This is a genomic window from Micromonospora sp. NPDC049049, from assembly GCF_040649115.1.
GTDB lineage: Bacteria > Actinomycetota > Actinomycetes > Mycobacteriales > Micromonosporaceae > Micromonospora.
Window position 1 is genome coordinate 1 of record NZ_JBEZEX010000011.1, and the last position, 14,380, is coordinate 14,380.

Genomic DNA, 14,380 nt, shown 5'->3' on the forward strand with positions numbered 1-14,380 from the left:
TGGTTTCCTCTTCGGAACGGCGGGCTTATGCCCGCCGCCGGGGGGGCGGATGGCGTGTCCCCCGCGGCGGCCCGCCCGGTCCGGGGGCCGGCCGTCGGGGCAGGGGTCAGTTGCTCGCCAGCGCGTCCGCCGCTTCCGGGTCGCAGTCGCGCAGGAACTGGGCACAGCGGGCCGCCTCGTCGGCCTCGCCGATCTCGTCGGCGGCACGGGACAGCACGTAGAGGCAGCGGAGGAAGCCCTGGTTGGGCTCGTGTGACCACGGCACCGGGCCGTGCCCCTTCCAACCACTGCGGCGCAGCTGGTCGAGGCCCCGGTGGTAGCCGGTGCGGGCGTACGCGTACGCCGTCACCACCTGGCCCTGCGCGAACGCCCGCGCCGCGAGCTCCGCCCAGGCCGCGCTGTAGGTCGGGAAGCCGGCCGCCACGTTGGCGTACGCCTCATCGGTGCCGGCCTCGTCGGCGGCGGCCAGGGCGGCGTCGGCCTCGACGTTCGCGGGCAGGCGGGTGGCCGGTGGCTCTGGCAAAAGGTTCTGCATCGCCCCATTCAACCCGCTGGACAGGGCGACACGCGAGCGGGTCGGCCGACGTGTCCCGCTGAACGGCTGAGGAGTTGGTCACGCCTGCGGCCTATGCCGCTGCCTGGTGTTTTCCACTACAAATAATGGTCCGGAGCCTCCCCAGGAACCGGTAATGCAGGAGCCCGGTGGCCACGACCATCGGGCTCCTGTCGGTTCCACCCCCGGCCCGAGGTTTGGCCGGCCCCGGCGGAGGGGCAGGATGGCCCGGTGCCGACCCCACCTCCCGCGGACGTCATCGAGCCGCACCTGCATGCCGGCGAGATCCAGACCCGGGCCGAGTTCGATCAGCAGCTGGCCACCGGTGGGCTGGCCGGGCTGACCGTTCAGGGCCTGCGGCTCGACCTCGCGCCGGTGCCCGACCTGACCGGCGTCGACGTCGCCGGCACCCTCTTCGTCGGTTGCCTGTTCGCGTCCCGGGACGTGGGTGCCGACCTGGTCCGGCGGGGCGCGAACGTGGTGCCGCCGTTCTCCGGGTTGCCGTACCCGACCCAGCCGACGCACCTCTACACCCCGGACGACCTGGCCGCCGGGTTCGCCGAGGGCGGGTTCACCGGGATGTACGACACCCGGGTGTACGACCACTACCGGGCGCACGGCGGCGCGTTGCCGGACGTCAAGGAGGCGCTGGGTCAACGGCTGCACGATCACGGCGTGGACAACGCGCTGGCCGACGCCACCCGGGTCTGGCTGACCGCGTTCGGGCCGCAGTCGGTGGTGGGCATCATGGGCGGGCACGCGGTGCGGCGCGGCAGTCCCGCGTACCGGATGGCGGCCGTGCTGGGTTGGGAGCTGGCGCGGGCCGACCGGCTGGTGGTGACCGGCGGCGGCCCGGGTGTGATGGAGGCCGCGAACCTCGGCGCCTACCTGGCGGACCGGCCGGAGACCGATGTGACGGCCGCGATCGACCTGCTGGCCACCGCCCCCGACTTCACCGACCACCACCGGTACACGGCCACGGCGCTGACGGTCCGGCAGCGGTACGCGGGGGTGCCCCGGCAACGTGGCGACGAGCTGGGCTGGGCGCGTGCGGGTGGTCTGGCCATTCCGACCTGGCTGTACGGGCACGAGCCGGCGAACCTGTTCGCCGGGCGGATCGCGAAGTACTTCTCGAACGCGATCCGGGAGGACACCATTCTGCGCCTCGCCCGGGGCGGCATCGTCTTCGCGCCGGGGCGGGCGGGCACGGTGCAGGAGGTGTTCCAGGCGGCCACCAAGACCTACTACGGCACCGACGGCGCCAGCGGGGCGTACATCTTCCTGGACCGCGCCTACTGGACCGAGGAGTTGCCGGTGGAGGCGCTGTTGCGTCCGCTGCTGGCGGCGTCCCCGTTCGGTGACCTGTCGTCGACGATCCACCTCACCGACGACGTTCGCGAGGCCGTACGCCTGCTGACGACCTGACGGCCTGACGACGACGGCCGACTCCCAGTGCGGGGAGCCGGCCGTCGGGCGGGACGTCGTTACTTGGTCATCGTGGTGCCGGTCGAGCGCAGGTGCTCGCAGGCCTCGACGACCCGGGCGGCCAGACCGGCCTCGGCGGCCTTGCCCCAGGCGCGCGGGTCGTACTGCTTCTTGTTGCCGACCTCGCCGTCGATCTTCAGCACGCCGTCGTAGTTGCGGAGCATGTGGTCCACGACGGGGCGGGTGAAGGCGTACTGGGTGTCGGTGTCGATGTTCATCTTCACCACGCCGTAGTCCAGAGCCTCGCGGATCTCGCTCAGCAGGGAGCCCGAGCCGCCGTGGAAGACCAGGCTGAGCGGCTTGTCCTTGCCGTACTTGGCGCCGACGGCGTCCTGGATCTGCTTGAGGATCTCCGGACGCAGCTTGACGTTGCCCGGCTTGTAGACGCCGTGCACGTTGCCGAAGGTCAGCGCCGCCATGTAGCGGCCCTTCTCGCCGAGGCCGAGCGCCTCGACCATGGCAAGGCCGTCATCGGTGGTGGTGTAGAGCTTGTCGTTGATGGCGTTCTCGACGCCGTCCTCCTCGCCACCGACGACACCGACCTCGATCTCAAGGACGATCTTGGCCTTGGCGGCCTCGTCGAGCAGCTGCGCGGCGATCTCGAGGTTCTCCGCGACCGGCACTGCCGAGCCGTCCCACATGTGCGACTGGTACAGCGGCTCCTCGCCGCGCTTCACCCGCTCCTGCGAGATGCCCATCAGCGGACGCACGAACCCGTCCAGCTTGTCCTTCGGGCAGTGGTCGGTGTGCAGGGCGATGTTCACCGAGTACTTCTTGGCGACCTCGTGCGCGTACGCGGCGAACGCCACCGCGCCGGTGACCATGTCCTTGATCGAGGGACCGGAGAGGTATTCGGCGCCACCGGTGGAGACCTGGATGATGCCGTCGCTCTCCGCGTCGGCGAAGCCCTTGAGCGCCGCGTTCAGCGTCTGGGAGGAGGTCACGTTGATCGCGGGGTACGCGAACCGGCCAGCCTTGGCGCGGTCCAGCATCTCCGCGTAAGCCTCGGGGGAAGCGATGGGCATGTGATGTGCTCCTTACTTACCACTCTCGGCCGTGCTGGCCGCTGTTCTTCATTTGTGCGCCGGACCGCGCTGTCCTCCGCCCGGAAGTATCCCGTAGGTGAGGTGCGCCGGAACAACCGACCCGGTGCTGGTCGTTCACCGGCGGTCCAGGTTGTCCGGCACGATGACGCTGATCAACCAGGTCACCACCGTCATCACGATGGCTCCCCAGAACGCCGGCCAGAATCCGTCCACCTGGAACGGCAGGTCGAGCCCGCGGGCGATCCGGTCGGTGAGCAGGAACAGCAACGCGTTGACCACCAGCGCGAACAGGCCCAGGGTCAGCAGGTAGAACACACAACCGACGACCCGGATCACCGGCTTGAGCACCGCGTTGATCACGCCGAAGATCAGAGCCACCACGATCAGGGTGAGGACGGTGTTGCCACCCGAGCGGCCATGCACGTCGACCCCGGGCACTATCAGCGTGGTAATCCACAACGCGACCGCGGTGATCGCCAGTCTGATGAGGAAGCCCACGGCACCATCCTGGCATCGGGTCGCGTCGCCGAGGGCCGATTCCGCCTACTCGGCTTCCGGGCGGCGCGCCGGCCCAGCCCGTACGGTGGGTGGGAACCGTGCCCCGAGACCCCCGGGAGGGACGATGGGTCAGCCCGACGAGGACTTCACCCCCGGTGACCACCTCGCGCCCGACGAACGCGACCCCGAGGCGGACCCGGCGGACGCGGTCGAGCAGGCCACTGTCGCCGGCCCGACCGACGTTGACGGTGAGCCGCACCGTGGCCTGGAGGTCGACGACTGGGACGCGATGGAGCAGGCCCGGGTGGTCACCGGGGACGAGGACGACTACCGCTGATTCCGCCGCGGGTCGGCTGCCCGTTGCGACAGGGGTGTTCAGCCGTTCGGGTCATTAGACAAATGTCGATCCGAAGGGGTTACCGGAGGGGTCCGGGCGTCCCTAGGTTGGACGAGCGCCACCTGTACCCCCACGGGAGGACCCCCATGTTCAAGCACTCGCTCCGCTGGCTGACCGGCCTCGGCGCCGCAGGCGCGTTGATCGCCGCCTCCGCCACCCCCGCCGTCGCTGCGGCCACAATCGAGCCCTACTTCCAGGACACCACCCTGGCCGTCGGCGCGACGCCGACCACCCGGGCCCTGTTCCTGTACGCCGACGAGCCGACGGTCCTCAAGGATGTCTCCGTGCGGTACGACTATCGCTCCCTGGCCTCCAAGATCACCGTGACCCCCGCCGAAGGCCAGAAGTGCACCGCGCCGGAGCCGGGCATTCTCGTCTGCACGGAGCCCGCCGATGTCACCCTCTACGAGATGCCGCCGCTGGGCAGCGGGATCTACCGCAACGCGGCAAAGCAGGTTCGCATTGCCCTCACCGAGGGTGCGCAGCTCGGTGACTCCGGGGACGTCGCGGTCAGTTACGAGGCCGCCGGCGGCCGGCGCGGCAGCTACACCTCCCGCGTACGGGTCGGCGAGGGGGTCGACCTGGCCGGCGGGCCGTTCACCGACTTCTCCTCGAAGCCGGGTGGAAAGCTGACAGTGCCGCTGGTCGTGGCGAACGCCGGCGACAAGGCCGTCAGCGGATTCGTCGCGGTCTTCGATTTCAGCTACTCGATCCGCGCCAAGGACCGGTTCAGCAACTGCCGCTACGCCGACGACCACCTGGTCTCCTGCCAGTTCGACGAGGACATTCCGGTGGGCACCGGCCTGGCCACCACGCTGAACCTCGAACTCGCCACTGACACCTACGCGCCGACCAACCAGTCCGGCTACGCCCAATTCATGACCGTTGCCGACTTCGAGGACCTGACCCGGGTACGGGCGGCCGTCGGCGCCCGGACGGCCACCCCCGGCAGCGGTCCGAAACTGACTCTGACCGAGGCGCCCGGCAGGATGCGGCAGGCCGCCCAGACCGACGTCGGCCCCGGCAACGACTACACCGGGTGGACCATCAAGGCCACCGGCACGAACGGCACTGACCTCGCGGCGATCGGCGCCACGCTCAAGGGGACGGCCGGCGCCGTCGTCACGGCCACCGTCGGCTTCCGGAACAACGGCCCGGCGACGCTCGACCGAACGAATGCGGACTACGAGGCCGCCACCCATACCGTCGTCGAGTTGCCACCGGGCACCACCGCCGTCGAGATCCCCGACACCTGCCAGTTGCGGCCGGGCACTCGCACGTACCAGTGCGCCTCGGAGATGCTGCTGGTGGCGGGGCAGACCTACACCATGAAGTTCCGGTTACGCATCGACAAGGTCATCGCCAACGCCCGGGGTGCGGTGCGGGTCAACGCACCGTGCGAGTGCCCCCCCGGCGACAGTTTCGAGGACGACATCAAACCGGCCAATGACAAGGCGACCATAGTGGTCAACGCGGCCCAGAGCGGCGGTGGCCACGGTGATGATGACGGTGATGGCGATGGCGGCGGTGGTGGCGGTTCGCTGCCCATTACCGGCACCCCCACCACTGTGATCGCCGGCATCGGCGCCCTGCTGCTCGTCACCGGTGCGGGCTGCTACCTGCTCGCCCGACGCCACGGCGGCCGCTTCACCGCCTGACCCACCCCGACCCGACCGACGCCCCGCCGACCCGTACCGGGCTGGCGGGGCGTCGTCGTGATGTCCTCGTCCGTCAGCGGACGGGGTTGACCTGCTCCGGGTGCTGCGCCACCCACTGCGCCAACCGATCCTCGCGCAGCGCGGCGAGGAACTCCGGGCCCTGCTTCGGATCCAGCGGCAGCAGCGTACGGTCATCCACCGGCTGGCCCACCGGGAGGCTGAGCCCCACCGGGTCGACGCTCTTCAGCTTGGGCAGCACGGCCACCAGCCTGGTCAGTGGCAGGCCGTCGTCGTCGACCGCCAGACCCGTGCCGGGGGCCGACAGCAGTGCGGTGAGCCGCACCGGACTGGTCAGCACGTCCTTGGCGACCGCCGCTCGGATCAACCCGGCGACGTAGCGCTGGGCGTTACGGTCCCGGTCCAACGCACCATCGGGCAGGTACCGCCGTTGCCGCAGCAGGTCCACGGAGGAAGCTCCGTCGAGCCGCTGACAGCCGGCCGGAAAGACCCGGCGGGTGTGCCAGGAACGAACCTCCTTCGGTAGGCAGACCTCCACCCCGTCGACAGCGTCGGTGATCCGGCGCAGCCCGGCGAAGGTCAGCACCGCGCCGGCGTCGACGCGTACCCCGGTCAGGTCGGCGACCACCCGGCGGGTCAGGTCGTAGCCGGCGTCCAGGTCGGGCCGGGGCTCGCCGGCACCGCTCCAGAACGCGCTGTTGAGCTTGTCGATCCCCCGACCGGGGATCGACACCTCCAGGTCGCGCGGCAACGAGATGAGGTACGGCCGGCTCCGGTCCGCCGGGATGTGCACCAGCAGGACGGAGTCCGCCAACCGGTACGGCGGTTCGTCGCCGAAGCCGTCCACCCCGAGCAACAGGACGTTCAGCGCCTCGGACCGCGCGTCAGCCGGTTGCCCGGACATCAACGGATCCGCAGCCGGTCGGTCGGGGCGCAGTTGCGGCACCCCGACTCCGAGCGCGGCGACCAGGGCCAGCGTGACGCCAGCGGCCTGGAACCGCTGGCGGCGGCGACGGCGGACAGCGGCGAGCCGGTCGATCGCGACCCGCAGCGGGCCGGTCGACGGGGTCAACGGTTCGTGCCGGGCGAACGCGGCACGCAGGTCATCCTCGATCATGTTCACGCCTCCACGTACTCGGCCCGGAGCGTGGCCAGGGCCCGGGAGATGGACGAGCGGACGGTCCCGACGGCACAGCCGAGAATGTCGGCGATCTCGACGTCGGGCAGGTCCTCGTAGTAGCGCAGCACCAGCGCGGCCCGCTGCCGACGCGGCAGCCGGGACAACCAGGACCAGACCTGGTCCCGGTCCACGGCGGACTGGGCGTGATCGGTGGGCATCGGCACCGATGCGTCGGGCTCCCCGCGCAGCAGCACCCGGCGCACCCACGAGCCGCGCCGCCAGTCGACGTACTGGTTGGTGAGCATCCGGCGTACGTAACGCTCGGGCGAGTCGGCTCGGGCGACCCGACGCCAGTTGAGCTGGACCCGGACCATGGTCTCCTGGACCAGATCCTGGGCCTGGTGTGGTTCGCCGGTCAGCATCACCGCGTACCGCAGTAGCGGGGCCAGCCGCGTGTCCGCGAACTCCTCGTACGTCACTGCACCTCCCGGGGGCTCCTGCCTCACTTGACGGAAGCGGACCGACCGAACATTGCGGTGACGCCGATCAACCTTTTGGTTCGTCTTGCTCGGCAGGCGGCTTTGAGGGCTGCAGTCAGCCTTAGCAATTCCTTAAGATCCGCAGGCTCCACCTGATCCCCAACTGGAGGAACCCCCTCATGCTCACCCACTCCACCCGGCGTTGGCTCGCCGGACTGGGCGTAGCAGGCGCGTTCGTCGCCGCCTCCGCCAGCCCGGCCGTCGCCGCACCGGCAGCCCCCGCCGCAGCGGTAGACAATCTCGACCTGTACGCCAACAACGTGATCGTCGCGCCTGGAGGCACCGAGAAGTGGGTAACCCTCTTCTCGCTCACCACGGAGCGGCAGCCCGACGACTACACGATCAAGGTGGACCGGAGCAAGATCGACGGTTTCGCCAGCGTCGAGAGCAGCGGCGAGAACTGCACCGAGTCCGGTGCGATCCTGACCTGCGAGGTAGAGGACAAGGACGACGACGGCTCGTACCTGAACCTCGTCTCCCTCGTCGTCCGCGCAAAGGCCGGCGCCAAGCCCGATCAGAAGGGCGAGCTGAACTTCACTGTCACGTCGGACGGCAAGTCCGGATCCGTCTCCTACAGCTCGACTGTGGAGATCGGCGAGGGCGTCGATCTCACCACCAACGAGCTCCTGGAGCTCAAGGGCGCCCCCGGTGCCACGCTGAAGGCCCCGTTCCAGGTGACGAACCGGGGCGAGGCGTCCGCGAAGGACGCGGTTCTCTTCTTCGTCGGCGCGGACGGTCTTCAGCCGTCGAAGCGCTACGAGAACTGCGAGTACACCGAGGGCCCGCTGCACGACTGGGCATTCGCCTGCCGCTTCGACGCGACCATCGGCAAGAACGCCAGCTTCCGCCTCGACGACAGCTTCGGCTTCACGGTGCCCGCCGACAGCTGGGCGCCGAACAGCTTCGGCGGGTTCTCCATCTGGTTCACGCCTGCCGACTGGGACGAGTACAGGTCCGAGGCCGAACTCCCGGCCAAGATCGGGCCGAACGGGACCGAGGGTGAGCTGAAGCTCGAGCCGGTCGTGAACATGCGCTCCGGGCAGACCGACGTCAACCCGTTGGACAACTCGACCTGGGTCGACCTTCAGGTGACCGGCGACCAGCGGGCCGATGTGGCAGCGCGCGGCGCGAAGGTGACCGGCGACGTCGGCGCCACCGTCCCGCTCACTGTCGGCTACGTCAACAACGGGCCGGCGGCCGTCAACTCGGGTGGCAGCGAGTCGCCCTGGATCGGCACCACAGTCACGCTGCCGAAAGGCGTCACCGCCGTCCGCGCTCCGGAGGACTGCTTCAGCTCCGAGGACGACGGGTGGGAGCCGGGCAAGCCCGGCGGGCGGGTCTACCAGTGCTTCATGCTCGGCTCGATCAGGAAGGGCGAGAAGGTCGACTACGAGTTCCAGGTGCGGATCGACCAGGCCGGCGGCCAGACCGGTGAGGTCAAGCTGAGCACCGGGCAGGAAGACAAGCAGATCAAGGACCTGAACCCGGCCAACGACACCGCGCAGATCCTGGTGAACGGCGGCGGAGACGGCGGCCAGGGCGGCGGCGATGACGGTGACGGTGACGGCGGCTCGCTGCCGATCACCGGTCAGTCCACCGGGCTGATCGCCGGCCTCGGCGCGCTGCTGCTCGCCGCGGGCGTCGGCGGCTACCTGGTGGCCAAGCGCCGCCGGACCCGCTTCGTCGCCTGATCCACCCCGCACCACCGGTGCCCCGTCGACCACCACGGTCGGCGGGGCACCGTCGTTGGGCCCTACGGGCGCGGGCGGGTGGTGACGGGCCGGTCCGGCGCGGCCGGGGCCCCGGGCTTCGGTACCCTTTGTGGCCGTGGACACAGCTGAGAAGACCCGCGCTCTCGTGGAGAGCGTCGCCCTGAACCCGCTCGATCCCAAGGATCTGTTGCAGACCTTCGGGCTGATCGGCGTGTGGGTGATCCTCTTCGCCGAGACCGGCCTGCTGGTGGGCTTCTTCTTCCCGGGTGACTCGCTGCTGTTCCTCGCCGGGGTGGCCTCGTCACCGGTGGCGGACGCGATCTTCGGTGACGGCACCCGCCTCTCCCTCGCCGGCCTGCTGATCGGTGGGCCGATCTGCGCGATCCTCGGCGCACAGCTGGGGCACTGGCTCGGCGCGCGGTACGGCCGGCCGATGTTCGAGCGGCCGAACTCCCGGCTCTTCAAGAAGGAGTACGTGGAGAAGGCCGAGTACTACTTCGAGAAGTTCGGCCCGGCGAAGGCCGTCGTGCTGGCGCGCTTCATTCCGATCGTCCGGACGTTCCTCAACCCGGTCGCGGGCGCGCTCGGCATGCCGGCCAAGAAGTTCCTGCTCTGGAACATCGTCGGCGCGGTGCTCTGGGTGGACGGCATCCTGCTGATCGGCTACCTGCTGGCCGAGCAGATCTACCAGGCCATCGGCGACAAGATCGACCACTACATCCTGCCGGTGGTGGCCCTGATCATCGTGATCTCGGTGCTGCCGATCTTCTTCGAGTTCCTGCGCGACCGGCGGGCTCGTAAGCGCGGCGAGGCGGTCGCTGTGGTCGCGGCGGCCAGTGCCGCGGGCGCTGTGGAGGCGGCCCGCGAGGCGTTCGACCACGACCAGCACCAGGACGGCCGTCACCGCCCGGAGCACGGTCAGGACCGTTGAGCGGTACGACGACGGCCGGCCCCCTGGTGAGGGGGTCGGCCGTCGGCATGTCGAACCCGGCCTCCGGTGGTGCGACCGGGGCCGAGCAGGTGTCAACCACCGGTGGCGCCACCCCTGGCTCGCCACCGGACGCCGCCCCGGCTCGGGACGGCATGGTGCCTACGTCAGCGGGCCTTCTTGGTGGCCCGCTTACGCGGCGGGGTCAGCAGGTCGGCGATCGTCGCGATCGCACTCGGGACCAGGCTGTAGTACGCCCAGACACCGCGCTTCTCCCGCTGCAACAAGCCAGCCTCGGTGAGGATGCGCAGGTGGTGACTGACCGTCGGCTGAGAGAGGCCGAGCGGCGCGGTCAGGTCACAGACGCACGCCTCGCCCTCGGGGGCCGACTGGATCAGGCTGAGCAGCCGCAACCGAGCAGGATCAGCAAGGGCCTTGAGGACCCCGGCGAGACGCTCGGCATCGGCACGTTCGATCGGCTCGCCGTTTAGCGGCGAGATCTGAGGCATAGTCATTTCGGCCAACGCAGTTCCCACGTATTCCATCCTTCCACCAGCAGCATCGATCCGCCTGCATATCAGCAGATCCGAATCGGCAGACTTTTACGCCACAAGGCCGAGGTCAGCCAACGTATAGGCCGCCCGGTACGGCAATCCGGCGGCTCGCACCGCGTCGCCGGCGCCTCGATCAACAATAACCACCACACCCACGACTTCCGCCCCGGCCTCGCGAAGAGCCTCGACAGCTGTCAAAACACTTCCGCCAGTCGTGGATGTGTCCTCCACCGCCAACACACGGCGGCCAGCCACCTCCGGTCCCTCGATCCGCCGCTGAAGACCGTGGGCCTTGCCCGCCTTGCGCACCACAAAGGCGTCCAGGGCCCGGCCGGTCGGAGCGGCGGCGTGCAGCATCGAGAGCGCGACTGGATCCGCGCCCAGGGTGAGGCCCCCAACGGCGTCGAACTCCCAGTCGGCGGTGAGGTCGAGCAACACCCGGCCGACCAGAGGAGCGGCCCGGTGATGGAGCGTGACGCGCCGCAGATCCACGTACCAGTCTGCCTCGCGCCCCGACGAGAGCACGACCCGGCCGTGGACCACAGCCAGGTCGGTAATGAATTTACGCAGGTCGTCGTGGTCCCCCATGGCGATAGAGGTTACTGCGCAACTCTGAACGCCGCGTGTGGGGTCCACCCTGATCAGCCCCGAGGGGAACCGATGACTGGCGATGCTCGACTACGCTCAGCAACTGGCCCGACAGCGGCGCGCCAACGCCGTCCCACCACTCGCTCGGGGTCGGCGGGCCGGTCGAGGCTCAGCGCTCGTCGCGACCGATCCGGCCGCGGGTGTCCCGCGCGACCGCCTGGAGCAGCCGCCGCGGCGCGTGTCGCATACCTGCCACGACCACCTTGTACTTCCACGCCGGGATGCTGACCATCTTGCCTTTGCGCAGGTCACGCAAGGCTTCGTCCACCACATCCTCGGCCCGCAGCCACAGCCACTCCGGCGTCTTGGACATGTTGATGCCGGCCCGCTGATGGAATTCGGTGCGGGTGTAGCCGGGGCAGAGGGCCATCACCTGAACGCCGAACGGCAGCGCTGACTGGCCGACGGACTCACTGAAGTTGGTGACCCACGCCTTGCTGGCGGAGTATGTGGACCCGGGCATCGCCGTCCCGAACCCGGCGACCGAAGAGACATTTATCACTGCCCCATTTCGCCGTTCGGTCATCGGTCGGAGCGCCGCCAGGGTCAACCGCATGACCGCGTGCACGTTGAGTCGCAACAGTCGCGCCTCGTCCTCCGCCGTGGAGCGCAGGAACGGTTTGTTCAGGCTGATCCCCGCATTGTTGACCAGCAGGTGCACCGGGCTGCCGTCGGCGAGCCGCTGCTCCACGATGGCGCAGCCGTCGTCGGTGGACAGGTCCGCGGAGATCGTCTCCACCTCGCGTCCGGACGTGGACCCCAGCTCGGTGGCCAGCTCGGTCAGCCGCGCCGCGTCGCGGGCAACGAGCACCAGGTGCCAGCCGTCGGCGGCCAGGCGTCGCGTGAACGCCGCGCCGATGCCGGCGGTGGCCCCGGTGATCAGGGCTCGGCGCTCGGCAGTCGTGGGGTCGAGCGTCACGGAGTGGTCCTCACCTGGGCGGGTACGGGGGCGTATGCGGCGCCGACGGGGGCTGGGGCAGGACGGGCGGGAACATGGGCGGTGCGGTTGGCGCCGTCGAGCGGTGGCGGCCGAACCAGCTGTTCGCCGCCGGCAGCGCCAGCAGCGTAGCTACTACAAGGTAACCGAGCGCCTGTGCGACGGAAAGCCCGGCATTGAGCGGGATCCACCAGGACGGGTACGCGTCGCCGACCAGGCCCAGCAACTCGGCGAGGGACTGGTCGCCCGAGCCCATTCGCAGTGGCGCGGCCCGTTCGCCGACGACCACCACCACACTGCAACAGGCGGCGAGCAGACCGAGCCCGCTGACCACCCAGGTCGCCACCCGGACGCCGTTGCGACCGGCCAGCAGACCGAGGGCCAGGCCGGCGAGCAGCAGCGCGGACAGCACCGCCACCACCGCCGTCAGCACGGCCGACGCGCGGAGCAGAGCCACCACGCCGTCGATCTGCTCCGTGCTCGCCGAGGTGTCGCGGGCGGCGGAGCGGAACCCGTCGACCGTCCCGCCCAGCACCACCAGGGAGACCACCGCGTACGCGAGCGCGGCGACCGCCATCACCAACAGCACCGTCGCGGCCGACAGGGCGGCGGCGGGCCGGCGGGCCGGTGCCGATTCCGGGTACGACACGACGAATCCCTCCGGTAGGCGTCGGGTTGCAACCTACTCGGAGGGATCGTCGGCGTCGTGCTTATCGAGCCGTCAGTTACTCGGCGGCGGGGTTGACCCGGGCCGATCCGTGGGCGGCGTGTCGTCCGGGCGGTCCGCGGCCGGTGGCGGCGGGTAGCTCGGCTCCCCACTCGACGGATAACCCGGCTCACCGGATGCCTGCGGGTAACCGGGCTGACCCGGCGCCTGCGGGTAACCGGGCTGACCCGGCGCCTGCGGGTGGCCCGGGTAGCTGGCGCCCGGGGTGGGCGGCTCCCAGCCCGCGGTGGGCTTGCGGAAGAACGGGTTCGCCTTCGGCAGCGCCAGCAGGACCAGCGCCGTGATCAGCGCGATCAGGCTGAGCACACCCAGCAGGAGGCTGACCGGGGTCACCCAGGAGGGCAGAGCCTCCTCAAGGCGGCGCTGGATCTCCTCCGGGCTCGGCGCGTCGCCGGTGGTCCCGCCACCGGTGTTGAAACCGCCGGCCGCGTTACTGAGCAGACCACCGCCCACGCAGCAGACCATGATGCCGCCGACGATCCAGGTGGTGATCCGGGCGCCGTTGCGGCCCTGGTTGTTGAACAGGGCCAGCACACCCAGCACGACCGCGAGCAGCAGCAGGACGATGCTCCCGCCGATGCCGATGACGGCGAAGACGTCGGCCACCTGGTCACCGTCGGTGGCGCTGCCCGCGTACGCCTCGCGGAGCGCGTCCCGCGTCTTGCTGAAGGTGCTGAGCGTGATGATCAGACTGATTACCTGGAGCGCCAGGAACAGGAAGAGCAGGTAACTGGAAATCGACACAATGGATGGCCGCTGACGGGCCGGCGTGCTCTGGGAATCGACCACGATTCTCCTTCCCTAGATCGCGCCCACACCGTATCGACAACCGGCCAGTTCGGCATGCCGTGACAAGCCCGGCGCGTCCGCCCGGGCCGGCTCGGCGGGCCTCAGGCCCGGGGCGGGCGGATCGTCAGGTCGGCGGGGTCGAGCAGGTCACCGCGGGCGACCCGCCAGCCCTCTTCGCCGTACGCCTCGAAGGACAGCCGCGCGGTGCCACCGGACTGGTAGTCGTGGTAGCGCATCGTCCCGGTCGACGGCAACTCGGTCTCGCCGGTCGCGGTGTAACGCGCCTGCCCGGTCTCGGCCCAGGTGTAGCGCCGCCTGCCGAGTTCGATGGTCGGGGCGCCCGGAGTGACGGTGGCGCCCGGCTCCGGGGTCCAGAAGACCAGCTCGAGTTCGGGGCCGTCCTCCACGGAGAGCCGGTGGCGGGTGCCAGAGTCGTCGTCGAGGAGGTGCTGCACCCAACTCCAGTCGCCCTCGACCAGGCGGATCGTGGCACTCACCGCGTACTCCCGCTCGCGGATCCGCACGCTGTCACCCGGAGCCAGCCGGCGGAGCGGGCCACCGTGCGGCGGCTCCGCCGGCTGGCCGGGAGGCCGGCCCGTCGGCCGTCGGCGGGCCCGCACGACGACCACGACCACGACCACCGCTAGTACGGCAACAGCCGCCACCAGGCACGTCACCAGCGCGTCCACGCGACCACCTCCCCAGGTACGTCGGCGCAGACGGTAACAACCGTCGGCACCCGGAAGAGCCGTGCTGTGGCCGACAGCTCAG

The 14,380-nt window shown here is 70.2% G+C and carries 16 protein-coding genes; 5 read left to right on the plus strand and 11 right to left on the minus strand.

From position 1 onward, the window contains the following. Positions 1 to 106: 106 nt before the first annotated feature. Positions 107 to 535 (minus strand): DUF3151 domain-containing protein, encoded by a 429-nt coding sequence (locus AB0B68_RS13580; protein WP_355004687.1) that lies wholly within the window; start codon positions 533 to 535, stop codon positions 107 to 109. A 249-nt stretch (positions 536 to 784) separates the two neighbouring features. Here AB0B68_RS13580 and AB0B68_RS13585 point away from each other — a divergent pair, with 249 nt between their 5' ends. Then, positions 785 to 1,978, plus strand: a complete 1,194-nt coding sequence (locus AB0B68_RS13585; RefSeq protein WP_357198283.1) for a hypothetical protein — start codon at positions 785 to 787, stop codon at positions 1,976 to 1,978. A 59-nt stretch (positions 1,979 to 2,037) separates the two neighbouring features. On the opposite strand, the gene fbaA is transcribed toward AB0B68_RS13585, so the two are convergent. Further along, a complete protein-coding gene (fbaA, locus tag AB0B68_RS13590; protein WP_355004685.1) occupies positions 2,038 to 3,063 on the minus strand; it encodes a class II fructose-bisphosphate aldolase in 1,026 nt (341 codons plus the stop codon). A gap of 135 nt (positions 3,064 to 3,198) precedes the next feature. Further along, on the minus strand, positions 3,199 to 3,582 hold the full coding sequence (locus AB0B68_RS13595; RefSeq protein ID WP_030491363.1) for a phage holin family protein: 384 nt from the start codon (positions 3,580 to 3,582) through the stop codon (positions 3,199 to 3,201). 124 nt (positions 3,583 to 3,706) lie between these two features. Here AB0B68_RS13595 and AB0B68_RS13600 point away from each other — a divergent pair, with 124 nt between their 5' ends. Both AB0B68_RS13600 and AB0B68_RS13605 read left to right on the plus strand, forming a co-directional pair. Further along, complete coding sequence (locus tag AB0B68_RS13600; protein WP_357260132.1) at positions 3,707 to 3,919, plus strand: hypothetical protein; 213 nt, start codon at positions 3,707 to 3,709, stop codon at positions 3,917 to 3,919. Between the two features lie 146 nt (positions 3,920 to 4,065). Beyond that, the gene (locus AB0B68_RS13605; RefSeq protein WP_357260135.1) at positions 4,066 to 5,637 is read left to right on the plus strand and encodes an LPXTG cell wall anchor domain-containing protein; all 1,572 of its coding nucleotides are present in this window, start codon (positions 4,066 to 4,068) and stop codon (positions 5,635 to 5,637) included. Between the two features lie 73 nt (positions 5,638 to 5,710). On the opposite strand, the gene AB0B68_RS13610 is transcribed toward AB0B68_RS13605, so the two are convergent. Both AB0B68_RS13610 and AB0B68_RS13615 read right to left on the minus strand, forming a co-directional pair. After that, positions 5,711 to 6,772, minus strand: a complete 1,062-nt coding sequence (locus AB0B68_RS13610; RefSeq protein WP_357260138.1) for an LCP family protein — start codon at positions 6,770 to 6,772, stop codon at positions 5,711 to 5,713. Between the two features lie 2 nt (positions 6,773 to 6,774). Next, positions 6,775 to 7,254, minus strand: a complete 480-nt coding sequence (locus tag AB0B68_RS13615; protein ID WP_357260141.1) for a SigE family RNA polymerase sigma factor — start codon at positions 7,252 to 7,254, stop codon at positions 6,775 to 6,777. Positions 7,255 to 7,433: 179 nt separating this feature from the next. Here AB0B68_RS13615 and AB0B68_RS13620 point away from each other — a divergent pair, with 179 nt between their 5' ends. Both AB0B68_RS13620 and AB0B68_RS13625 read left to right on the plus strand, forming a co-directional pair. After that, positions 7,434 to 9,005 (plus strand): LPXTG cell wall anchor domain-containing protein, encoded by a 1,572-nt coding sequence (locus AB0B68_RS13620; protein ID WP_357260144.1) that lies wholly within the window; start codon positions 7,434 to 7,436, stop codon positions 9,003 to 9,005. A 130-nt stretch (positions 9,006 to 9,135) separates the two neighbouring features. After that, positions 9,136 to 9,957 carry a DedA family protein gene (locus AB0B68_RS13625; RefSeq protein WP_355004680.1) on the plus strand — a complete coding sequence of 274 codons (822 nt, stop codon included), beginning with the start codon at positions 9,136 to 9,138 and terminating at the stop codon, positions 9,955 to 9,957. A gap of 164 nt (positions 9,958 to 10,121) precedes the next feature. Here the strand turns inward: AB0B68_RS13625 and AB0B68_RS13630 are convergent, their stop codons facing one another. The 6 genes from AB0B68_RS13630 to AB0B68_RS13655 all read right to left on the minus strand — a co-directional run bounded on the left by AB0B68_RS13630 (position 10,122) and on the right by AB0B68_RS13655 (position 14,298). Continuing rightward, on the minus strand, positions 10,122 to 10,499 hold the full coding sequence (locus AB0B68_RS13630; RefSeq protein ID WP_030332125.1) for a metalloregulator ArsR/SmtB family transcription factor: 378 nt from the start codon (positions 10,497 to 10,499) through the stop codon (positions 10,122 to 10,124). A gap of 57 nt (positions 10,500 to 10,556) precedes the next feature. Beyond that, complete coding sequence (gene pyrE, locus AB0B68_RS13635) at positions 10,557 to 11,096, minus strand: orotate phosphoribosyltransferase (protein ID WP_112586136.1); 540 nt, start codon at positions 11,094 to 11,096, stop codon at positions 10,557 to 10,559. A gap of 169 nt (positions 11,097 to 11,265) precedes the next feature. Further along, entirely contained in the window at positions 11,266 to 12,075 is an 810-nt protein-coding gene (locus AB0B68_RS13640) for an SDR family oxidoreductase (protein WP_357198264.1), read from the minus strand. 10 nt (positions 12,076 to 12,085) lie between these two features. Continuing rightward, the gene (locus AB0B68_RS13645; RefSeq protein WP_357260147.1) at positions 12,086 to 12,742 is read right to left on the minus strand and encodes a hypothetical protein; all 657 of its coding nucleotides are present in this window, start codon (positions 12,740 to 12,742) and stop codon (positions 12,086 to 12,088) included. Between the two features lie 72 nt (positions 12,743 to 12,814). Continuing rightward, positions 12,815 to 13,609, minus strand: coding sequence for a hypothetical protein (locus AB0B68_RS13650; protein ID WP_355004676.1), 795 nt, complete (start codon positions 13,607 to 13,609; stop codon positions 12,815 to 12,817). Between the two features lie 101 nt (positions 13,610 to 13,710). Next, complete coding sequence (locus tag AB0B68_RS13655) at positions 13,711 to 14,298, minus strand: DUF4178 domain-containing protein (RefSeq protein ID WP_357198258.1); 588 nt, start codon at positions 14,296 to 14,298, stop codon at positions 13,711 to 13,713. Positions 14,299 to 14,380 lie beyond the last annotated feature (82 nt).